Origin of the sequence: Marinithermofilum abyssi (assembly GCF_014641195.1) — a bacterium.
Taxonomy (GTDB): Bacteria; Bacillota; Bacilli; order Thermoactinomycetales; family DSM-45169; genus Marinithermofilum; species Marinithermofilum abyssi.
In genome coordinates this window covers 1-21,295 of the sequence record NZ_BMHQ01000002.1, presented here as the reverse complement: position 1 = coordinate 21,295, position 21,295 = coordinate 1, and the positions used below count along the sequence as shown (strand labels likewise).

19 protein-coding genes are annotated in these 21,295 nt (G+C 51.4%); 17 read left to right on the top strand and 2 right to left on the bottom strand.

From position 1 onward, the window contains the following. Nucleotides 1-26 precede the first annotated feature (26 nt). The 8 genes from sbnB to IEW70_RS02220 are packed head-to-tail and all read left to right on the top strand — an operon-like array spanning nucleotide 27 to nucleotide 10,739. Entirely contained in the window at nucleotides 27-1,058 is a 1,032-nt protein-coding gene (gene sbnB / locus IEW70_RS02255; RefSeq protein WP_188646323.1) for a 2,3-diaminopropionate biosynthesis protein SbnB, read from the top strand. Nucleotides 1,059-1,103: 45 nt separating this feature from the next. After that, nucleotides 1,104-3,005: an IucA/IucC family protein gene (locus IEW70_RS02250; RefSeq protein ID WP_188646322.1), complete on the top strand. Its 1,902-nt coding sequence runs from the start codon at nucleotides 1,104-1,106 to the stop codon at nucleotides 3,003-3,005. A 3-nt stretch (nucleotides 3,006-3,008) separates the two neighbouring features. After that, nucleotides 3,009-4,277 carry an MFS transporter gene (locus IEW70_RS02245; protein ID WP_229751813.1) on the top strand — a complete coding sequence of 423 codons (1,269 nt, stop codon included), beginning with the start codon at nucleotides 3,009-3,011 and terminating at the stop codon, nucleotides 4,275-4,277. Between the two features lie 20 nt (nucleotides 4,278-4,297). After that, on the top strand, nucleotides 4,298-6,112 hold the full coding sequence (locus IEW70_RS02240) for an IucA/IucC family protein (RefSeq protein ID WP_188646320.1): 1,815 nt from the start codon (nucleotides 4,298-4,300) through the stop codon (nucleotides 6,110-6,112). A 4-nt stretch (nucleotides 6,113-6,116) separates the two neighbouring features. Next, nucleotides 6,117-7,964, top strand: a complete 1,848-nt coding sequence (locus IEW70_RS02235) for an IucA/IucC family protein (protein WP_188646319.1) — start codon at nucleotides 6,117-6,119, stop codon at nucleotides 7,962-7,964. Then, nucleotides 7,958-8,752 (top strand): HpcH/HpaI aldolase family protein, encoded by a 795-nt coding sequence (locus IEW70_RS02230; protein ID WP_188646318.1) that lies wholly within the window; start codon nucleotides 7,958-7,960, stop codon nucleotides 8,750-8,752. Before IEW70_RS02235 ends, IEW70_RS02230 begins: the two co-directional genes overlap by 7 nt. Further along, entirely contained in the window at nucleotides 8,749-9,957 is a 1,209-nt protein-coding gene (locus tag IEW70_RS02225) for a type III PLP-dependent enzyme (protein ID WP_229751761.1), read from the top strand. The genes IEW70_RS02230 and IEW70_RS02225 overlap by 4 nt, the downstream gene beginning before the upstream one ends. A 14-nt stretch (nucleotides 9,958-9,971) precedes the next feature. Continuing rightward, nucleotides 9,972-10,739 carry a ParB N-terminal domain-containing protein gene (locus IEW70_RS02220; protein WP_188646317.1) on the top strand — a complete coding sequence of 256 codons (768 nt, stop codon included), beginning with the start codon at nucleotides 9,972-9,974 and terminating at the stop codon, nucleotides 10,737-10,739. A 334-nt stretch (nucleotides 10,740-11,073) separates the two neighbouring features. On the opposite strand, the gene IEW70_RS02215 is transcribed toward IEW70_RS02220, so the two are convergent. Next, nucleotides 11,074-11,544, bottom strand: coding sequence for a hypothetical protein (locus tag IEW70_RS02215; protein ID WP_188646316.1), 471 nt, complete (start codon nucleotides 11,542-11,544; stop codon nucleotides 11,074-11,076). A 233-nt stretch (nucleotides 11,545-11,777) separates the two neighbouring features. Between IEW70_RS02215 and IEW70_RS02210 the strand changes: the two genes are divergently transcribed. Both IEW70_RS02210 and IEW70_RS02205 read left to right on the top strand, forming a co-directional pair. After that, nucleotides 11,778-13,082 (top strand): NCS2 family permease, encoded by a 1,305-nt coding sequence (locus IEW70_RS02210; protein ID WP_188646315.1) that lies wholly within the window; start codon nucleotides 11,778-11,780, stop codon nucleotides 13,080-13,082. Nucleotides 13,083-13,244: 162 nt separating this feature from the next. After that, entirely contained in the window at nucleotides 13,245-14,453 is a 1,209-nt protein-coding gene (locus IEW70_RS02205) for an MFS transporter (protein WP_188646314.1), read from the top strand. Nucleotides 14,454-15,056: 603 nt separating this feature from the next. Here the strand turns inward: IEW70_RS02205 and lipP1 are convergent. Beyond that, a complete protein-coding gene (gene lipP1 / locus IEW70_RS02200; protein WP_188646313.1) occupies nucleotides 15,057-16,028 on the bottom strand; it encodes a LipP1 family hormone-sensitive lipase in 972 nt (323 codons plus the stop codon). A gap of 515 nt (nucleotides 16,029-16,543) precedes the next feature. Between lipP1 and IEW70_RS02195 the strand changes: the two genes are divergently transcribed. The 7 genes from IEW70_RS02195 to IEW70_RS02170 all read left to right on the top strand — a co-directional run bounded on the left by IEW70_RS02195 (nucleotide 16,544) and on the right by IEW70_RS02170 (nucleotide 21,286). Continuing rightward, nucleotides 16,544-17,869 (top strand): VWA domain-containing protein, encoded by a 1,326-nt coding sequence (locus IEW70_RS02195; protein WP_188646312.1) that lies wholly within the window; start codon nucleotides 16,544-16,546, stop codon nucleotides 17,867-17,869. An 81-nt stretch (nucleotides 17,870-17,950) separates the two neighbouring features. Then, nucleotides 17,951-18,211 (top strand): CbrC family protein, encoded by a 261-nt coding sequence (locus tag IEW70_RS02190; RefSeq protein WP_268234811.1) that lies wholly within the window; start codon nucleotides 17,951-17,953, stop codon nucleotides 18,209-18,211. Beyond that, on the top strand, nucleotides 18,208-18,318 hold the full coding sequence (locus IEW70_RS18255; RefSeq protein ID WP_308423119.1) for a CbrC family protein: 111 nt from the start codon (nucleotides 18,208-18,210) through the stop codon (nucleotides 18,316-18,318). Before IEW70_RS02190 ends, IEW70_RS18255 begins: the two co-directional genes overlap by 4 nt. Before the next feature lie 611 nt (nucleotides 18,319-18,929). Next, nucleotides 18,930-19,487: a polymorphic toxin type 47 domain-containing protein gene (locus tag IEW70_RS17705; RefSeq protein WP_229751760.1), complete on the top strand. Its 558-nt coding sequence runs from the start codon at nucleotides 18,930-18,932 to the stop codon at nucleotides 19,485-19,487. Between the two features lie 19 nt (nucleotides 19,488-19,506). After that, a complete protein-coding gene (locus IEW70_RS02180) occupies nucleotides 19,507-19,833 on the top strand; it encodes a hypothetical protein (protein WP_229751759.1) in 327 nt (108 codons plus the stop codon). Between the two features lie 698 nt (nucleotides 19,834-20,531). Further along, nucleotides 20,532-20,840, top strand: coding sequence for a polymorphic toxin type 35 domain-containing protein (locus IEW70_RS02175; RefSeq protein WP_188646311.1), 309 nt, complete (start codon nucleotides 20,532-20,534; stop codon nucleotides 20,838-20,840). Continuing rightward, on the top strand, nucleotides 20,837-21,286 hold the full coding sequence (locus IEW70_RS02170) for a hypothetical protein (protein ID WP_188646310.1): 450 nt from the start codon (nucleotides 20,837-20,839) through the stop codon (nucleotides 21,284-21,286). Before IEW70_RS02175 ends, IEW70_RS02170 begins: the two co-directional genes overlap by 4 nt. The last annotated feature ends 9 nt before the right edge of the window (nucleotides 21,287-21,295 follow it).

Sequence of the window (21,295 nt, the reverse complement as noted above, 5' to 3'; positions counted from 1 at the left end):
AGAAAAGAACGAGGAGAGGACGAAACATGAGCGAACAAACGACGGCAACACCTTCCCTGTTATATCTCAGCCAGCAAGATATCATCGATGTGGGGGGAGATACCTCCGATCTTTACGTCGATGCGATTCGGCGGGCATTGTCCCTGCACGCACAAAAGCAAACGGTCCAGCCGCTGAAGCCGTATCTTCGGGCTCAGGGAAAAGAGGGCCACATCGCGGACCGGATCATCGCCATGCCCGCACATTTGGGCGGAGATTCTCCCATGTCGGGGCTAAAATGGGTCGGCAGCAAACATGACAATCCGACAAAGCGGGGAATGGCTCGTGCCAGTGCCCTAGTCGTGTTAAACGATCCGGAGACGAACTATCCCGTGGCGGTGATGGAAGGCAGCCTGATCAGCGGGATGCGAACCGCTGCCGTGACGGTGGTCGCGGCCCAACACCTGGCTAAAGAGAATTTCCGCCATATTGCCTGTGTGGGCTGCGGCGTTATTGCCCGGATGCAACTGACGTCCATGCTGGAGCAGTTTCCCCAGGCGGACACCATTCATCTGTTTGACTTGAACCGGGAATCGGCGGAGCGGCTGGCAACCACCTTGACTGAACGCTTTTCCGGGGTGAAGGTACAGGTGGCGGATTCCCCTGCAGAGGCGGTAAGGAAGGGGGAAGTGGTAATCACTTGTACGGTGACGGATCAGCCGTATATCCCGTTCGAATGGTTGCAGAAAGGGGCTTTTGTCAGCAACGTCTCGATCATGGATGTCCATAAGGAAGTCTTCCTGAAAGCAGATAAAGTGATCGTCGATGATTGGGATCAAAGCAATCGGGAGAAAAAAGTGATTCACCAATTGGTGCTGGAAGGACGCTTTTCCCGGGAACAGCTGCATGCGGAATTGGGCGAAATCGTGTTGGGAGACAAACCGGGGCGTGAATCAGAAGAGGAAATCATCCTGCTTAATCCGATGGGCATGGCTGTCGAGGATATCTCCTGTGCCCAGGCGATCTATGAAAGAGCCTTGATGCAAGGAAAAGGAACACAGCTCAGCTTGTATGGATAAGGATCTCCAACTTATTCAGCCAATGATTCACCGGGGTGTATACACATGAGCGAACAACGGGGAACTTCCCTTATCGATCCGAATCATAATCACATATCCGATAGGAAATGGGCTCAGCAACAAGTCAACTATGATTTTATCAACGCCCTCTTATTTGAGAATGTGGGTGGGATCCGCGAGAGAGGGATACTGGCTTCCCGCCTGCCCCAAGGCCTGAACTTGACCGAAGCTCCTCTGGCGGATGGAGAAGCGTGGTTTCAGCTTCTGCATCCTTCGGGGCAAGAGGGCCTGTTCTTCCGGGTATGCCTGCAGAAAAAGCTGCAACCCGTCCGTCTGACTCGTCTGCCTGTGTGGAAGGCATGGCAAAATGAACCGGGCTGCTGGGAACATACGGAAATCCATGCGGTCGAGGTGATGAACTGGCTGCGTTCCATTCTCCCGCAGGAGAGAATCGAGCAGTTCCCTGGTTGGGACGGGTTTGTGAAAGAATTGGAGACAGCCGTTCGCCATACGGCTTTGTCCAGGGAAGGAAAGCGAACCTTTTCACATACGGGAGATGACCTTTTTTCCTTGCCGTCTTTGGAGCGGATCGCCTCGTTCCGCGATCGGCCTTTCCACCCGACTTCCCGTGCGAAAACCGGGTGGAGCGATGAGGACTACCGCCGATACAGTCCGGAGTTCGGGCAACCTTTCGGGGTGGATTGGGTTGCGGTGGATCGACGCTTTCTCCGACAAGGAGGAGGGGAGGATCCGGCGGTATTTGCGGATTTGCTGTTGAAGGGAGCGGATCGGCAGCGGCTGTTGAATGCAGCCCGGGAAGTCGGGGCAGGATCCGACTTTGCCTTGTTGCCGGTGCACCCCTGGCAAATGGAGCATGTGTTGCCAAAAGTCTATGCCGATGAGCTGCAACGGGGTGTGGTTCGTCCCGTGGCAAAGGATGTGGGCCGATTCCGGGCCACATCCTCCCTGCGGACGCTGGTGCCGGAGCAGCGGGAGGATGTGCATCTGAAGCTGCCGTTAGGTATCGGATCCCTCGGAGCCTTGCGGATTCTGCCTCCCCGATATATGGACAACGGAGAAAAAGCCCAGGCATTTCTGGAACACCTGATCCAGATGGATCCCGTACTGAAATCCCGTCTGCTGCTCTGCGATGAAACCACCTGGTGTTCATTTCAGGATCCGGATGGAGATCCCTTTGCCGACAAACCGGGTCATCTCGCCTGCCAGTTGCGCCGGTATCCCGATGGGGATGAGAAGGGGGACGGAATATGGGTTCCAATGTCTGCATTGGCGGTGGGGGATGTCCAGGAGCCCAATCCATTGCTGGAATCTTGGTGGAACGAAGCAGATTCGGAGACGGTGCTGCCTCTTTTTCGGGAACTGTGTCAGTTGTTTGTAGAGACTGCGCTTACCTGTGCCTGTTATGGCGTGATGCCGGAGATGCATGGACAAAATGTCCTGGTTCTTTTCCGTAAGGGAGAGCCGAAAAAGCTGTTGCTGCGGGATCATGATACCTTGCGCCTTCATGTTCCCTGGGTGGAAGCGGCAGGTCTGAAGGATCCGGGCTACACGGTGAAGCCGGGGACTCGCAATACGCTCATCCTGCCCACACCGGAAGAGATGCTGGCTTATTTCCAAACATTAGGGATTGAGGTGAACCTGTATGCGATTGCCGAAGCCTGGTCCGGAATGTTTGGCGAGGAGGAGAGCGTTTTTTGGCGGCAAATCCGGGATGTGACGGCGGGGGTGTTGTCCGGCCTGTCCTGTCGTCCGGAGGTTCGTTTGACCTTGAAACAGACGCTTTTCCAAGCGGAGTGCTGGCCGGCAAAATGGTTGATCGGACCGCTGTTGGAACGGACGGGAACGGGGGGCGGCAGCATGCCTTCCGGACTCGGCAACACGCAAAACCCTCTGCGCATGACAATAGAGAAAACGGGGGCGCGGTAATTGATGACACCCGAAGCGAGATGGCGGCGCAATTTTTGGATGCTGTGGTTTGGTCAGTTTGTGGCGATTGCCGGATTGACGGTGGTCGTCCCCCTGCTTCCTTTTTATATGGAAATGCTGGGGGCGACAGATCCGGTCGAGAACCGGTGGTGGACCGGGATTTGTCTGGCCGCTCCGGCATTGACGCTGTTTCTAGTTTCCCCCGTGTGGGGGCGGATCGGCGATAAATGGGGACGGAAGTGGATGGTGGTGCGGGCCTTGCTGGGATTGTCGGCCAGTATCGGGTTGATGGGCTGGGCCCAGACTCCGGTCCATTTCCTCCTGTTTCGGCTGTTGCAGGGAGCCTGCGGCGGGGTGGTGGATGCCGCCGCCGCCTTTGCCGGTTCAGATGCGCCTGCCGGTAAACGGGGGCGCGTGTTCGGCAATCTGCAAAGCGCTACCGCAGCCGGTTCTCTCGCCGGTCCCTTGATCGGCGGTGTGCTGGCGGATGGGTGGGGATATCGTCCCTTGTTCTGGCTCATGGGCGGTTTAACGGCACTGAGTGCCTTGTTAGCGGCGGCGGTGTTGGTCGAGCCCCGTCCTTCGGAACAGCGGGAGAAGCAGAGGGGGACGGAGACACCGATGCGTCAGGTGTTCGGCCGTCTGATGAGCGATGTTCCCCTGCGGGGGATTCTGTTGGCCGGGGTATGCGCGCAGGCCGGTGTGTTTGGCTTGGTGGCGGTGTTTGCACCGCTGGTCCGGGATCTGGCAGGTTCTCCCCATTATGCAGCCACTTGGGTGGGTGTATTGCAGGCCGTCACCTGGGGCGGCACCATTCTGGGCGCTCCCTGGTGGGGTCGGCGCAACGACCGGTCCCCCCTGGAAAACAACTTTTTCTGGGCCGCTGTCGGGTGCGGCGTTTCCGTTTTGTTGCAAGTGATTCCGCAACAATTGCTCTGGTTGATTCCGTTACGGTTTATACAGGGCTTTTGTTTCAGCGCACTGCTGCAATCCGTTTTTCTCAAGGTGACCCGGCGTACACCTGCGTCAGATCGCGGGGCTTCCATAGGAATGACCAACAGCTTTCTCGTCTTTGGACAAGTGCTTGGTTCATTTCTTGCCGCTGTTGCCGGGGGAGCTCTCAGCGTGGAATGGACATGTATCGTGATGGGACTGCTGTTTTTGGCAGGTGCATGGCTGGTTAAACATCCGCCCGCATTTCGGTGGCGCCTGCCGGAAACCGGCCTTTCGCTGGCCTCGCGTTCTCCAGCGGATGTTCGATATAAACGATGAAGGGATAGAGGAGGAACGTTATGGACACGGATACGACCCAAACGCTGCACAGCCGGGCTGTGGCAGAACAGGCGGCGGTACGGCGGTTGCTCAATACATATCTTCGGGAAACGGGTGTGTCCGATCCGAGGGTATCGCCCCGGGATCCCGTGGTTCAGGACCTGCCCGGCCATGTGTGGAAGGAAGCTCGCCGTTGGGGTGAATGGATGCGGGTGGATCTGCCCTCGACCGGGCGGGTCATTTTCGGAATGCTTCACTATCTGTCTCCATTCGGTCACCATGATTATGGAATTCGATTCTGGCTGGCATCTTCACCGGGTGCTGCTGTGCAGCAGTTAAGCCCGTTTCCGGATGTAGCGAAAATCTTGCTGGAAGAGTTGGCGCAAGGGGAAGAGGATGGGGATCTCGCGCGGGTTCGCGTAGAATCCTTGCTGAAACAGGTGGAGAACAGCATCCAAAAAACGGCCCGGTACCTGAAAGAGGGGAAACCCGTCTTCTCTTGGGAGGATCTGAAGCCCCGCGTATTGACCCGGCAGTCGGAGCAATCCCTGCTGTTCGGCCATCCCTTTCACCCCACTCCCAAAAGTTCCGAAGGGTTTTCTGCCGATGATTTGGCCCTTTATGCACCGGAGTTGGGCGCCGATTTCCGCCTGCACTATTTTGCGGTGCATCCCGATCGGATAAAGGAAGAATTCCTAGTAGACGCCGACTTGTACCCCGCTTCCGTCAGCGAAGGGGCCCGATTCCGGTTAGGAGAGACGGCTGCTCACTTTCAACTGCTGCCCTGCCATCCATGGCAAGCAGAGTTTCTGAAAAAGCAGTCCGCTTTTCGCCAATGGATGGAAGCGGGGGATATCATGGAGCTGGGTCCTTTGGGGGAACCGGTGTACCCTACGTCTTCCGTACGAACCGTCTGTGACCCCGACCATGGCTTGCAATGGAAGCTGCCGATCAATGTGCGTATCACCAACTTTGTGCGGGTGAATCCGTTGGAACACCTGCAGCGCTCTCTCGATGCGAGCCGAGTGGTGATGAATCGGCGTACGGGATGGAAGTTCCCTGATTTTCATGTGCTGGCGGAAACAGGATACCGCACGATCCAAGCGCGTACCCCGGAAGAAGAAAAGCTGGTGGAGAGTTTCTCCGTCCTGTTCCGGGAGCATCCCTTTGTCCAAAAGGATGCGGGAGCGATGGTGGTGGCATCCTTGTTGGAGGAGCGGGGAAGAGCCCTGGAACCGGCCATTATACAAGCATTGCGGAACGCGGGAGGAGAAAAAGGCGTCCCCTTGTCGGCTTCCCTGATGCAAACATGGTTCCGGCGGTATCTGGATCGTTTTCTCAAACCGGTGCTTGCTGTCTGGATCCATGACGGAATCAGTTTGGAAGCTCATGTGCAGAACACGATGGTTCATCTGGAAGAAGGATGGCCCGCCGGTGTCTATATACGGGATATGGAAGGCGTCAGTATCAGCCGGGAACGGGCGGAAGAGTTGGACTTCTATGGTGTCCTGAGTGAGAGGAGTCCGGTGTTGTATTCCGACGAAGAAGCATGGAGCCGATTGAAATATTATGTGCTCACCAACCATTTGGGACATGTGATTCATATATTGGCCTATTACGGTCAACGGGATGAGTTGGAGCTGTGGAGCGGCGTGCGGGAGGCACTGGCAGAATGGAAGGAGCTGCACACCGAGCGGGGTTCCCGTTATATCCGGGATCTGTTGGAGAATCCCGCGCTGCCTGCGAAAGCCAATTTGATCAGCCGTTTTCAAGAGCGGGGGGAACGCCCCTCCTATATTCCGGTTCCCAATCCGATCAGAGAAGTCGCGAGGTGAAAACATGCAAACAACGGGTTCAGAAACAGCCAGAAAGATGCCCCTCTGGACGGCAGCGATTCATTCTCCCCAATATATAGAGGTGCGACGGCGGATCTTCCGGCAATTGGTCGAGTCTCTCATCTATGAAAAAGTGGTGCGCCCTTCCGTGGAAACGGTGAAGGAGGGCCTTCTCTTTCAACTTCATGGCAAAGACGGGGACGGTCGGCCTGTCATCTACCGGTGCACAGGGAAGAGGCGCTACAGCTTTGACCGCATTCGCCTCACAGGAACGGTGGAACGGGTGAGCGGAGCGGATGTTCGGGAAGCCGACTCCTTTTCCCGTTTCTTATTGGAGCTGCGGGAGGAGATGGGTGCAGATGAAGAACGGTTGAAAGGCTTTATCCGGGAGCTGGAAGAAACCCATCTGAAAGATGCCATCGCGCAGTTTGTGCGCCACCGGGATCAACGTTCCGTGCAAGGCCGGGACTACGATGCGCTGGAAGGTGAGATTATGGACGGTCATACCTATCATCCTTCCTACAAATCTCGCATCGGCTTCGATCCGGAGGAACATACAATATACGGTCCCGAGTTCCGCCGCCCTATTGCACCGGTGTGGGTGGCGGTGAGTCGGCGTTGGGTAAAGATAACGTCTTCCCGGCAGGTGGATCCGATGGAGCTGATCCGGGAACAAGCGGGAGAAGTTTGTCTGTCCGAGTGGTTGAAACGGATCCGGGAACAGGGGAAATCCCCGGAAGACATGATGATTCTTCCGGTGCACCCCTGGCAGTGGCAAAAAGTGATTGCCGTCTATTTTCAGGAGGATATCCGACAAGGAGACTTGATCTATCTGGGGGAAACGGCAGACCGCTACCTGCCCCAGCAGTCGATCCGCACCCTGGCGAACGGAACCCGGCCGGAACTGCCGTATCTGAAGCTTTCCCTCAGCATCCTCAACACCTCGACAGGCCGGGTGCTGGCCCCTCATACCGTGCAAAACGCGGCGCTGGTGACGGATTGGCTCCAAGGCATTGTCCAAAGGGATGCGTTTCTCCGCGAGGAGATGAAGCTGTCTCTCCTCGGGGAAGTGATGGGAGTTTCCTATGATCCGCCCACTCCCGGACCGTTGCATGATCGGACTTACGGGGTGCTGGGCTGCATCTGGCGAGAGAGCTTGCACCGTTATCTGGAACCCGGGGAAGAGGCCGTTCCCTTTAACGGGGTGTGCAGCCTGGACCGGGACGGCACCCCGCTGATCGATGCCTGGGTGAAAGTCTACGGTGTAGAAAACTGGACGAAGCGGTTGTTGGATGTCAGTGTCACCCCGATCATTCACCTGTTATATGCCCATGGAATCGGGATGGAGTCTCATGCCCAAAATATGGTGCTGATCCATGAAAAAGGATGGCCGCGCCGGGTTGCGCTGAAAGATTTCCATGACGGCATCCGTTTTTCGCGGAAACATCTGACCCACCCGGAGCAGTGCCCCGACCTGATTCCCACGCCGGAAGCCCACGCTCGGGTGAATCGCAACTCTTTCATCGAAACCGATGATCCCAAACAAGTGGCCGACTTTATGCATGATGCCTTTTTCTTTATCAACTTGACGGAGTTGGCCATGTTTCTGCAAGACCACTATGGATATTTGGAAGAGCGGTTCTGGGATCGGGTGCGGGAAGTGATTCGCGCCTATCAAGCGCGTTTCAGTCATTTGGAAGAGCGATTCCAACTGTTTGACCTGTTTGCACCGGTGATCGATGTGGAACAGCTCACCAAACGCCGCCTTTTTCCGGAAACGGAAATTCGGGTGCATCCGGTGCATAACGCATTGGCAAATAGGAACGGAGAAAGAGGGGATGCCTCATGTTAAAAACGAACCGGTTAAAAGCCAAGCTGCGGCAACAAGAGCCGGTACACGGTCTGTTCTGCTCCATCCCCACCCCGGTGCATGTTGAGATGATCGGATGTGCGGGGTTTGACTTTGTCATCATCGATACAGAGCACACATTGGTCAACCCGGAAACCTTGGAGAATATGATCCGGGCGGCGGAAGGCGTGGATCTCACCCCGCTGGTCCGCGTGCCGGAAAACAACCCCGGCGCGGTTTTGCAAGCATTGGATGCCGGGGCCCAGGGAGTGGTGGTACCCCATGTCCGCTGTCGGGAAGAGGCAGAAGCAGCGGTCCGTGCGGCCCGGTACCATCCTGAAGGGGAGCGCAGTCTCAATGGGGGTCGGGTGCCCGGCTTTGGAACGCTTCCCCTGCCGGAATATATCCGCCGTGCCAACGAAGAAGTGATGGTCGTCCCAATGATTGAAGACCGGGAAGGTGTCGGGAACGCAGAGGAAATCCTCTCCGTGCCCGGGGTGGATATGGTTTTAGAAGGGGCAGCCGATCTTTCACAATCCTACGGGGTGCCGTGGCAGACCCGTCATGAACAGGTCAGAGAAGGGTTGCGCCGGGTACAGGAGGTGGCGGTGCAGCAAGGTGTACCCTATTGTGCCATTCCCCGGGTACCGGAAGACTATGACACTTGGCGTGAGGCCGGTGTGTACGCGTTTGTGTTGGGAGAGGAGCGCGGCATTTCCTTCCGGGCGATCCGTTCCCATCTGGAGGGATTCCAAAAGACGGCGGCTGGACAAAAGGAGGAGGCGCGGTGAATATCCGGGAAACAGTCCAACAGTTGAAAAACGAGCGGTCGGATCCTCTTTGTGCCTACCTGTACGATATGAACCGGCTGCGGGATCATGTGGAAACGGTGGTCCGTTCGCTACCCGACCGCTGCCGCATGTTTTACGCGATGAAAGCCAATTCAGAGCCCGAAATATTGCAGGCCCTGGCCCCGATTGTGGACGGATTGGAAGTGGCTTCCCTCGGAGAAGTGGAAAAAGCCCGTGCGGTCAGCACCGATATTCCTGTGATTTTCGGCGGTCCCGGTAAAACGGATCAGGAGATCGAAGGTGCGATCCGGCACCGGGTGACCCGGTTTCATGTGGAGAGTCTGCATGAGCTGCGCCGGATAGAGGAGATTGCGAAGCGATTACAAGCGAACGTGTCCATCTTGCTCCGGGTCAACCTGAGCGGCCCCTTTCCTTCGGCGACTTTATCCATGGCCGGGCGTCCGACCCAATTCGGGATGAATGAAGAGGAAGTCGGCGAAGCGATCCGGACAGCGTGGGCATCGGCTCATATATGTTTGCAGGGCTTTCACTTTCATTCCATCTCCAACCAGCTGAATGCCCAAAGCCACTTGCAGCTGCTGAACATGTACCGGGAAAAGGTGGAGGCCTGGGAAGAGGCATACGGATTGAAGGTTACCGCCGTCAATGTAGGGGGCGGCATCGGAGTCAATTATCAGAATCTGGACGCTCAGTTCGACTGGCCGCTGTTTGTGGAAGGCTTAAAGCCGCTGGTAGAGGGCTTTCCATCCCATTGGCGCCACATCGACTTTGAGTGCGGCCGCTATTTAACGGCGGCATGCGGCTATTACGCTTGCGAAGTGCTGGATATCAAGCGGAATCACGGCAAGAATTATGTGTTGGTTCGCGGCGGTACCCATCATTTCCGGCTGCCGGTTTCTTGGCAGCACAGTCACCCCTTTGAAGTGGTACCCGTGGAAAAATGGCCCTATTCATTTGAACGGAAAGGGTTCGAAGGGGAACCCGTCACCATTACCGGGCAGTTATGTACACCCAAAGATGTGATGGCTCGGGATATTCGGGTGGATCGGGTGCGGATCGGGGATATCATATTATTCCAATACACGGGAGCATACAGTTGGTCCATTTCGCACCACGACTTTTTAAGTCATCCCCACCCGGAGCACTTGTACTTGGAGCATCCCGCTGTTTGCGAACCCCGCTAGAGGAGGAGTTGGTCATGGACATTTTATCTTCCTTGCGATTGGTCCGTATCGGGCAACTGGAATTACACGAAGATCACGAACCCTCCCGCCTGAGTGCTACTTGTGCCGCGATCCGTGATGAGGGAGTGCTCCGGCATCCGCTCCTGGCTGTGCAAAGCAGCGGCGGAAGCTACCTGGTCTTGGATGGAGTCCATCGGACAAAAACGTTGGAAGCGTTGGGCTGCAAACGAGCCCCTGTACAGGTAGTCAGCCCGGAGGAAGTGATATTGCAGTCTTGGGTACACCAGGTTTCCAAAGGTTTTTGGATGTCGGAGGTATTTGAGGATCCCTGTCTACACATCACACCGCTGAAGAAAAAGGAAACCGCGCTTTTGGCGGAAGTGGAGGAGGCGGACGGCAACCGCTTGTACATCTACCCCGCAACAGGGGCTGCCGAGAAGGAACGCATGGAAGCTTGGCGGCGGTTAGTGAAAGCATACAGCTCCCGTCATGCTGTCACCCGAATCCCTACAGATGAAGCCGAACCTCCTGCCGAGGGCCGGGTTCTGGTTCGTCATGCACCCGCTTCACTGGCCATGGTGAAGGAAACGGTGCGGCGCGGGGAAGTGATGCCTGCGGGGGTTACTCGGTTCATTGTTCAGAACCGGCTATTGAATATACGGGTTCCGCTTGATTTCCTTACGAGGGAGAGGCCGAATCTGGAACAATGGCAGCAATTCTGCAGTCAACTGGAAGGGAATTTGCGCCACTATACGGAAAGCATCTATCTGTGCGAAGTGTAGCAAGTCCGGTGCGATCACCGGACCTGCTTATGGACAAACCTGTTCAGCCAGCAGAGTCCTTCTGCTCGTCACTCCTATTCCGAGGTCACAGATGTCAAACTGTCCGTACCAAGAGATGTAATAAGACGCGGCACAATACGGAGTACACCTTGGTTGCTCCCAGGTCGTGCTATGTGCCGCTTTTTTGTCTCGTCCCTCTTTTGTCGCTCGTCAAGAGTCCCCGGCGGCAAAAGAGTTCTTCAGCTCATTCCGAGAAACCTGGTCAGCAGCCTCAGCACACATCTTATGTGCTCAGTTGCCGGCTCCGCTACGATCCGATGACGGAGGCGTTCTATCAGTCCTCTTGCTTTTCCGCTTTTCCTTCCGCTTCTTCCGCCGTTTCTTCTCCCGAATCGGCATGCGATGCCTCTGTAGAGTCCTTGTCAGCCGCCGATGATGGGGTGACAGCCATTTCCGGCTTGGGGCTGCGCATGGAAAGTCCCCCGGAGATAATCATCAAGATTCCCGGAATGATCCACAGGATGGTTGCCAGGAAGAAACCGAGAGCCCCGACGGCCAAGTTGATGATCCCGCTCAGCATGTGGTTTTTTTGGATCATGGAGGGCATGGAAAAGACGGTGGAAAGCAAGGAGAGGAGGAGCAGGATGATACCTATGCCGAAAACGAACTCCACCCCTTCAATGTTTCCGCCTAATTCCGTTTCCATAGCCGAGCCGAACAGGCCTGCGATGATAAAGAACAACCCGACCCCTATGCCGAGAATACCGCCGATCAATCCCAGTATAAATTCTGCTGTCCGGTTCACTGTTCTCTCTCTCCTTTTGCTTTGAGTAAAGGTGTCCTTCCAAGGGGACCCTTTTTGTTTTTATGCGCGGCAAAAGAGGGATATGTCCGGGAAGGATAGTGAAAAATGAACGTGAGCAAAACAAAGGATGTTCCCTTTGGAAGAAAAAAGGCCATTGTATACAGGGTAAAAAACGATTATTATTATAGGTGTGACCAAAAAATGTTCGTGTTTTTCTCTCGAGGAGGGTCTTTATGGATCGGTTTTTCCGTTTTGCAGAAAACAAGACGAACCTTCGTACGGAATTGCTGGCAGGCTTCACTACATTTCTGACGATGGTGTACATCGTAGTGGTCAATCCGGCAATTTTGCAAAAAGCAGGGATGGATTTTGGAGCGGTGTTTGTCGCTACGGTGCTGGCGTCTGTGATCAGTACGCTGATTATGGGCTTGTTTGCCAATTACCCGATTGCCATTGCCCCCGGAATGGGGCTAAACGCCTACTTCGCTTTCAGTGTAGTGGGGCAAAGCGGCATCAGCTGGCAATCGGCGATGGGAGCCGTATTGGTAGCCGGGATCATCTTTTTACTCCTCTCTTTCACCCAGTTTCGTGAAGGGTTAATTCGCGCGATCCCGTCCAGTCTAAAATTCGGAATTACCGCGGGGATTGGTCTGTTTATCGCCTTTATCGGATTGAAATCGGCGGGGATTATTGTTGGTGATAAGGTCAACCTGGTGGGTCTGGGCGATTTCCATCATCCCATGACGGTGTTAAGCTTGGTGGGACTGTTAATTACCTTGGTGCTGATGACCCTGCGGGTAAACGGGGCGCTGTTTTTCGGCATGCTGGCTACTGCCGTCATCGCCTGGGCCTTTGGCTTGTTTCAACTACCCGCCCAATGGGTGACGATGCCTCCCAGCATGGCGCCGACCATCGGGGTGGCGGTCACTTCGATCCCGGATGTGATTTCCCATGGTTTATATGCTGTGGTGTTTGCTTTTTTGCTGGTAACCCTCTTTGATACCACCGGAACCATGATCGGCGTAGCGGAACAGGCGGGATTGATGAAAAACGGCACCTTCCCCCGGATGAAACCCGCCTTGCTGGCAGATGCAGTGGGGATGAGTGCAGGTGCAGTGATGGGAACCAGCCCCACCAGCGCTTACATCGAATCTTCCGCCGGAGTGGCTGCCGGTGGACGAACCGGTTTTACGGCTGTCGTCGTCAGTGTGCTGCTGTTGGGAACCTTGTTTTTTGAACCGTTGGTAAGTAAAATCGCCGCCCTTCCCGCCATTACCGCACCGACGCTTATTATTGTGGGCTGCTTCATGATGAGCGGGCTGTCGAAGATCGCATGGGATGACTTTGATGAAGCCTTTCCCGCCTTTATCGTGATGTTGAGCATGCCGTTGACCTTTAGTATCGCTACGGGAATCGCCTTTGGATTTATTACGTATCCGCTCTTGAAAATCGTGCGCGGGCGCTTTAAAGAAGTCCACCCGCTGTTGTATCTGTTTATGGTGCTCTTTATCCTACAATTGACATTTTTGCCAGAGTAATAAATGCTTGACCTGAAACCGAAAAGTAAGGAAAATAAATCTTGCCCGGGCGTACCGCGTCCGGGCTTTCCTTGAGAAAAGGGCAGTTTTTCGGGTATACCCGAGCAACCATAACCAGACGAGTTTAAATAAAGATACCAGTTGGATAAAGGGGGGTCACAGATGAGCAAGGTATGGACGGAAGGACAGTTTCGTGTGTTGTTGGCGGTGGTCGCCGCAGCCGGAATGACCCAGGGGCTGTTGTTGCCGCTGTTGGCGACGTTATTGGAAGCACGGGGCTACTCCTCCAATTGGAATGGGGTAAATGCTGCGGCCCTCTATCTGGGGATACTCACGGCGGCACCCTTATGCAGTCGAGCGGTTCGTCGCTGGGGTTACCGCCAAGTGATCGGTGCCGGTCTGGGGCTTACTCTGGTATGCACCTGGCTGTTTCCGTTGGTGCCGGGCTTTTATGCCTGGTTTGTGCTGCGTTTTCTGATCGGCGCGGGGGACAGCCTTCTTCATTATGCCAGCCAACTGTGGATCACCACAGAGTGTCCCAAATCCATTCGCGGCAGACGGATTTCCCAGTATGGGTTGGCCTATGGGCTCGGTTTTGGACTGGGTCCTCTGGGGATCAATCTGCTCCCTTGGGGAAGTTGGGTTCCTTTTGTGGTGATGGGTCTGATCTTAAGTATGATTATTCCTTTTGTCAACGTGTTGGACGCCTCCCGGCCTCATTTGGGAAGAGAAGAGGGAGCTCACAAGAGGAAGGGTTTCTCCGTGTATCGCATGGCTTTTATTGCGCTGTGTCCCGCTTTTCTTTATGGTTTCCTGGAGGCATCGCTTTCCGGAAGCTTTCCGGTGTACGGACTGCGGCAGGGGTTGTCACCCGCCTGGGTATCTGTGCTGTTAACCGCTTTTGTATACGGCAGCTTGTTGTTCCAGGTGCCACTCGGTATGTTGAGTGACCGCTGGGGACGTAAACAAGTGCTCGGCAGTGTGTGTTTGCTGGGAACTGTGGGGATGGCCGTGGTTCCCTTCTTTATGGCCAATGCGGCCGCCCTGTTGGTATTGTTCACGTTGTTGGGCGGGTTGTTGGGGTCTCTCTATTCCCTCGGGATGGCCTTTATGGCGGATCAGGTGCCCCATCGTTATTTGCCGGAAGCCAACGCCTGGGCCAATGCGCATTTTGCCGTCGGTTGCATGATCGGCCCTTATACTGGCGGTTGGTTGATTCAATATGTCGGAGGCGGCAGCTTGTTTTGGCTGATCGCAGGAGCGCTGCTGCTCTTTGTTTTGCTGTTGGCAGTGCACAGAAAGGAGCCGCTGGATCTGGACGCCGAAGCGGTGACGCCGGAGCTGGAAACAGCGGAGACAGCAGCGATGTAAAAAAGCTTTTCGATCGGGTCCGGTTGATGAAAAAGTAACCCGCTGGAATATGGCATGAAAGGTTCTCTAGTCTTCAGGAAATAGTTGCTATAAAAGTTTGGTTCAACCAGTTAAAATGCGCCCCCGTACACCGGTATGGCCGAAAGTGGAACAAATCTTCGGGAATGAAGTGGTCCAAGCGGAAACGGACGAATCACTCCCAAAAAGGTACTGGAGATGCATCGAAACAAATCAAAAGTATATGGAACTGTATGGATTTACAAGAACGAAGAATAGTAATAAATGTAATTAGGGGTACCGCCCGATTCCTGATAAAGTTCTCACATAACAACCAACCCCTCTGCATACCTATGACACCACGAAACGCAAAAAGGCGTGTGAACCCGTGTGGCCCCGGGTAATGTCATAGTGAGGGAAGGATCTACCCATGACAAAGGAGGTTCTTAGCATGGCCAGCCTGTTGGATGGGCTCGCCTTCGGAGGAATCCTGGTGTTGATCGCCCTCATCGCAGCGGTGCAAATCAGGGATCGAAAAAAATTGAAATGAGCGAGCCGGCAAAAAGTGTCCGTTTCCTTTGGAAGACGGACGCTTTTTTACTGGTTTCAAGAGATGGAGGTATCGGTATTCTCAGAGGTAGGGGCTTTGCGCAGCATCTGGTGAAGTTGCTGTCCGATTTCCTCCAAGGCTTGTCGGCTTTGTTCCACCAGCCCGGACATATTGAGAAAACTGTGAACCATTCCCGGATAGCGTTTCCACTGTACGGGAACACCTTCTGCTTTTAAGCGGCGGGCATAAGCTTCCCCTTCGTCCCGCAAAGGATCGTATTCGGCTGTTATGAGGATTGCAGGCGGCAAATCGTGAAGCCTTTCTGCATCCAACGGGGAGGCGAGGGATGGAACCGGGTCCCCCGGATTAGGGAGATAATGATTCCAGAACCATTGCATCTCCTCTTTTGTCAAATAGTATCCTGTGCCAAACCGGCGGTAGGACTCCGTGTCAAAACCATATCGAGTCACAGGGTAAAATAAAGCCTGACAGGTAAGTGATGGACCGCCCCGCTCTCGTGCCAGCAAGGTGACTCCTGCCGCCAGGTTGCCGCCGGCGCTGTCTCCGGCTACTCCCAATCGGGTGGAGTCAATCTCAAGCAGCTCTTCGTTCTGGGACACCCATCCGAGGGTGAAATACGCGTCTTCCAGTGCAGCGGGAAAGGGATGCTCCGGCGCCCGCCGGTAATCCACAGAGACGACGACGCATTGGCCGTAATGGCTTAAAAAGCGGCAGATGGCATCAGATGTGTCCACACCGCCAAAGACCCATCCTCCGCCGTGTAAATAGAGCAGTGCGGGAAACGGCGGCGTCCCGAAGGGATGGTAAATCCGGACAGGAAGGGATCCGCCGGGTCCGGAAAGGGTTCGGTTTTCGATGCGGCGAAGGGGAAGCCGTACTTCTGGCAGTTGTTTACTGGCGATATGAAAGGCACGCCGCGCTTGTTTGAGCGGCAGGCGGATGATCTTGGGTGCAACGCGCCGGGCGATTTCTTGAAGCAGGGAACGAATTCGATGATCCAGAACCATTGCTTCACCTTCTTTCCACATATAGGTGGATTTTATTCCCAGTGATTAGTACTATCTTATACGATTACGGATGTTTCGAACATAGTAAAACTGTATGAGGGTGGTGTTAAGGCACGGTAAAAAAACCTTAGACACTGGTCGGTGAGCTTTAGGGGCCACCATAAACAAAGAGGAGCCTAGCGCTCTTCTTTGTTATTTCTCTGACAGTCTCATCTAGTAGCGTCGTGGCAGTTATTCTATACAGCCGATATAGAATTTATCTTTATGAAGGATTCGATTATAAGCGTACCACGCAGCAAGCTAACGTCCATGGGTGTTGTTTGCCGCTCTAGGGATGTATCGTGCCGAGAATTTTCCTGTGCCAGATCATATTTGGAATATAGCCAAGTTCAGAGGGGTCTACAAAAGGGTGTTGTATGCTATAATTGTTGATGGAAAAACCACCGTCACCACCCAAGGAGAAGCCGCTATCCAAGCGGCTTTTCTCTATAATAACTGAAAAGAGGTGTCATTTATTGCAATCATTCCGGAAGTACATAGGATTGGCCTTGGTTCCCATGTTAATCCTGACCGGCTGTTCCGGGGAAAAGAAAACCAATGCCGATGCTCCGAAAAATGAGAAGAAATTTGAAGCGGCGACAGATCTACAAGGAATGCTACGGGAGGGCCCCGGCAAATATGCAGGAGACAAATACGATAAAGCCAAAGTGGAGAAGGAACTGGACAAGCTTCCTAACAATTTAACCGGCAAAGAAGCGTATAATCAGCTGATTCGTTTGTTAGCCCAGGACTACAAATCGGTTGTTGAGAAAATGAATAAGATCGACCTTTCCAACAATGTAGATGAGAACGAACCGGGAACGAAGATTAAGGAGCTCCCAAAAGAAAGACCCGTCAACGTCACCATTCTGTTTGACTCCAGCGGCAGCATGGCAGGGAAAGTCCCTGGCGGAGTCAAAATGGACCTAGCCAAGCAAGCTATTCAGGATTTTGCTGAGAAGATTCCGAAAAATGCAAACGTATCCCTTCGTGTCTACGGTCATAAAGGGACCAATAGCAAGGTGGACAAAGCGGAGTCCTGTAAAAGCACCGAAGAAGTGTATCCGATGGGTCCCTATGATGCTCAAAAGTTTGACAACGCCTTGAATCAATTCAAACCCGGCGGGTGGACACCCTTAGCTTCTTCTATTAAAGCAGCAAAAGAGGATCTTATGCGCTCAGATCAAGAGGGGAAAGCCCAAAATATCGTCTATGTGGTGAGCGATGGGGTGGAAACATGTGACGGCGATCCCGTAGCCGCTGCCCAACAACTGCACGATTCCCATATCAAAGCAGTGGTGAACATCATCGGGTTTGACGTGGACAATGCCGGTCAACAAGCCTTACAACAGGTGGCTAACACTGGCGGCGGAACATATGCTACGGTACAAAGCAAAGCTGACTTAGAAGAGTATCTTAAAAAGGAATATGAGCGTTTGAAAGATGAATGGGAATCCTGGGCATATCGGGCAACACACAAAGCAGGAGAAGAGTGGGCTCACGACTACGAACAAATTGCTGACCAAACCATTTCCGGAATCTTGGGTAAGAATAATGATGAACACACTCGTTTATTGAATGCTCTTTGGTATTTGAATGAACACAACAAGCTGAAGGGTGGCGAGTACGGGGAAGGGTATGATAAACTGGACGCTCTTATCGACAGGAGATTTGAACTGATTTCCAACTACTCGGATAAACAATACGATAAGCTTACCAAGATTGCAGAAGAAAATCAGAAGCAAGCAGAGCAAGAGATTGAAGAACGCAAGAACGAAGGAATCAGCAATATCGGACAGTAGAAAATCTAAGAAAGGCCAAGGAGTGAAATCCTTGGCCTTTCTACCCCTAACGGATGGATCATTGGACTTCTTTTTCGGTGTTTGCATTGCGGTCAACATCGATACCCAGATCCATTTAAGACAGGTGCTTTTGAAACAAACGATAGCGGAGAAGCGGTTTGTGAAGTCTGTCAGATGAGGACTCCGTATGTTTATAACGGTCCCTTTTATGCCTTAGAAAATGTGGAAGTCATCTGTCCGTGGTGTATTAAGAATGGTGCTGCTGCCAAAAAATTCGACGGATCGTTTCAAGATGCAGGTAGTTGTGAAGTGGTTGCTGATAAGTCCTTCCTTGAGAGTTGACGCTACGGACACCGGGATATCGCGGCTGGCAACAAGAAGTTTGGCTTAGTCATTGCGGCGAGTTTTGCTCCTTTGTGGAGGATGGGAAGACATCGAACCCATTTTAAATGAGGTGAAAGATGATCTAAGCGAGTACAACGTTAGAATTGGCTCGAAATTGCCTTACTCCTAACGGATCGGTAATAGGAATTCTTTTTTAGTGTCTGCATTGCGGTCAACATCGGTTACATGTCGGTTTTTCGTGAAATAGAAGCCAAAGGTAAAAAATGAACCCGGTAACGAATAAAAATACAGATATTACAGAAAATAGGGGTCTTCAAATTTGCATTTTTAAGGAACTTATATTTAATTTTTCCGGGTCCAAAAAGGGAATTTTTCAAGTCGTGTTTCCTATAAGTAGATGGCTTTTTGATTATTAATTCATGCTTCTGTCTAAAGATACTAGGGTCATCTTGAAAGGCCCATCAACCGTTTTAGCGCATGTTCCACAAGCGTCACAAACGCTTAGAACCACAAGAAACTAGCCTATGTAGTAGTACTTCGTAAACATGCGCTGACAGTACCTGTCACTGACCTTTTTATGGGCGAATACCTCAGGTGTCTTTAGCAAGTAAATGCAGAAAGAAACGGGGATGCCCCATTGAGCATCCCCGTTTTAAATATCTTTGTTTTGTTTGTTGCATGCACTCTTTTACTACCGCCTTCTTTGTGCGTTTGAGTGCTTCTGGAAGGGGAAAGGGAGCATTGCTTCCGTTATTTTAAAGGGGACGAGATAAAAGAAGTCAGATGTGGATGGTTTGGGTATCAAAGTCCAGCACCGTATGCGATTATTTATTTAACTAAAGAATCACTCTCTCCTCTCCCCGGGTATGGTTGTGGCCCTGATACAGATGCTGATGTTCCGAAAGAGAAGGATCCTGCAACTAAGGGTACAGGTAACACTGAGTTAGGTAAAATAACAGGATATAAATTTAAAGAAGGTGTTGATTTAGATTTTAGGGGAACAGGAAAGACATATAGGGACGCATTAAATGAAGCTTTTATTAGGACAGGTGTACCGAGAACAGAATTTACTGTGACTAAGTGGGGAAGAGACGCTAATGGTAAATCATTCCCAGTAGAGTGGAGAGCTAAAAATGGTGCAGAAGTCAATATTGATATTGGACATACAAAAAACGGTCCAGATGTTCCGCACATTGGTTATCAAACTGGGGGAAAGAGGTGGAGGAGGATCCACACGTGGGCATATACTGGTAGACGATGTACCTGTAAATAGATAAATGGAGGAAATGCATATGTGGGATATTGAGGAACAGATTATGTCTGCTGCTGCTTCTATGAACATCAATGTAACCAAAATATCGGAACATGATACAGAATTAAGATTTCGAGAACTTTCTAGAAAATACGCTAACGGTACTAAATTATTTCCGTTGTGGGAGCACCTGGATAACGATATAGCTGTACAACATCCAGAAGCTTGGAAATGGATTGCTGAATATATTGGAGATTCTCAAGCTATTTTGATGTTTAACCCATCCGATGAAAAATCGTCTTATGAAGTAGATGGGGGAGAAAATCTAGTAAAACTACTGTCGGAAATGTTTAATGTTGAGTTCTAATGTTACTAATAAGAACAATGAATATTTACTATGTTTTAACCACCATGATGTACTAATTGCATGTGGAGATGCAACCGAATGGATAAAAAATACGAGAATATTCAAGATTGAATAAAATCTTCACTACTAACTATCTATCTCGATGAGTGAAGGGAATAAAATCAAATGAAACACCAGATTTGTTAATGGAGGCACTAAGTAAGGGGGAAGTTGTTGGCTATCAAGGTCGGGGAACAGGAAGACCAATTTATGGGGTCGTATTCAACGGTCGAAAACAACGAGTTGCAATTACAGTTATCGTAGGAGCTAATCCAAAATCATTACCATAAGAGGTGGGGCATATGGATAAAATTAAGATATTCTTAGAATATAAATGTTATCCAATGTAGATATACAATGACAAAGGTGAACTAGTTGACAATGATTTAGTTGAAGGAACTCAAAAATGAAATAGAAATTGATAAAATGCTTGTAGAAATACAAAGTATTTATGACACATTATTTGAAGACAATGCTATTAACTTTGAGTATAAAGGATTTACTAAAGAATTGGATAAGGAAGTATTTATGCAGAAAGTCGAGAAAGTGACATCCATGATTAAGGAAAAGGTCGGGGACAAATATTTAATTGAGAACAAGATAGACATCTAAAAAAGGGTTATTTTGTTGGGATTTTTTACTAAACCTTGATTGGCTAAATGCCAGAGAAGGATCCTGCAACTAAGGATACGGGTAAGGTTGTTTCAGAGGTTTCAGAGCTTGGGAGTAATAAAATCCATCATATTTTACAGGACAAGCATGCTTGGGATTTGGAAGTGAAAAATAAAAACAGTTGGGAGGATGTATCAAAAGTAATTTCAAATGTAATGAGGAATGGAACAGAAAGTGCATATAAAACAGTTAGAATGAAATCGATGAAAGTTAATGGACAAACGGTAGATGTCACATTTGTAAGGTTAAAAGATGGAACAATTAAAATATTAGATGCGTGGGTGAAAACAAGATGATGAGGAAATTGGAAAACTTAATTAGTTCTTTAAATTTTACAGAGGCTAAATCTGTAGTAGACAGATTGAGTGAAAATGAAATAGAAAGCTTTTTTATTGATTTAGCCTTTAAGACGGAGAACATATTATTTTATACATTTATATTCGATATGATAAAAGAAAATGAAAAAGCATCGCTACATTATATTGCTTCTCTAATCCTTTCTCAACCACTATGTCATTTAGAAGGAGCTTATCAAGCAGCATTTTTTCATGCAAAAAGAGCAGTAGAGTTAGATGAATATGATGTAGAGTTAAAAGAATATTTATTATTATTTAATGATATACCGAGCTTGTTGCATAAATCAAAACAAGAAAAGACTGGGAGAAGACTTAACGATTCCAAGGGGCTTGAACCGTTTGGATTCCCGCTTGCTTCTCGGCTAAACGGTCGCATAGATAGGTAAACAATACCC

Excerpts from the sequence above, each read along its gene's own strand:
- IEW70_RS02230 (WP_188646318.1), top strand. The coding sequence starts at position 7,958 with ATGTTAAAAACGAACCGGTTAAAAGCCAAGCTGCGGCAACAAGAGCCG.
- IEW70_RS02205 (WP_188646314.1), top strand. The coding sequence starts at position 13,245 with ATGAGCAAGGTATGGACGGAAGGACAGTTTCGTGTGTTGTTGGCGGTG.
- IEW70_RS02170 (WP_188646310.1), top strand. The coding sequence starts at position 20,837 with ATGATGAGGAAATTGGAAAACTTAATTAGTTCTTTAAATTTTACAGAG.
- lipP1 (WP_188646313.1), bottom strand. The coding sequence starts at position 16,028 with ATGGTTCTGGATCATCGAATTCGTTCCCTGCTTCAAGAAATCGCCCGG.
- IEW70_RS02250 (WP_188646322.1), top strand. The coding sequence starts at position 1,104 with ATGAGCGAACAACGGGGAACTTCCCTTATCGATCCGAATCATAATCAC.
- IEW70_RS02245 (WP_229751813.1), top strand. The coding sequence starts at position 3,009 with ATGACACCCGAAGCGAGATGGCGGCGCAATTTTTGGATGCTGTGGTTT.
- IEW70_RS02235 (WP_188646319.1), top strand. The coding sequence starts at position 6,117 with ATGCAAACAACGGGTTCAGAAACAGCCAGAAAGATGCCCCTCTGGACG.
- IEW70_RS02175 (WP_188646311.1), top strand. The coding sequence starts at position 20,532 with ATGCCAGAGAAGGATCCTGCAACTAAGGATACGGGTAAGGTTGTTTCA.
- IEW70_RS02220 (WP_188646317.1), top strand. The coding sequence starts at position 9,972 with ATGGACATTTTATCTTCCTTGCGATTGGTCCGTATCGGGCAACTGGAA.
- IEW70_RS02180 (WP_229751759.1), top strand. The coding sequence starts at position 19,507 with ATGTGGGATATTGAGGAACAGATTATGTCTGCTGCTGCTTCTATGAAC.
- IEW70_RS02240 (WP_188646320.1), top strand. The coding sequence starts at position 4,298 with ATGGACACGGATACGACCCAAACGCTGCACAGCCGGGCTGTGGCAGAA.
- IEW70_RS02210 (WP_188646315.1), top strand. The coding sequence starts at position 11,778 with ATGGATCGGTTTTTCCGTTTTGCAGAAAACAAGACGAACCTTCGTACG.
- sbnB (WP_188646323.1), top strand. The coding sequence starts at position 27 with ATGAGCGAACAAACGACGGCAACACCTTCCCTGTTATATCTCAGCCAG.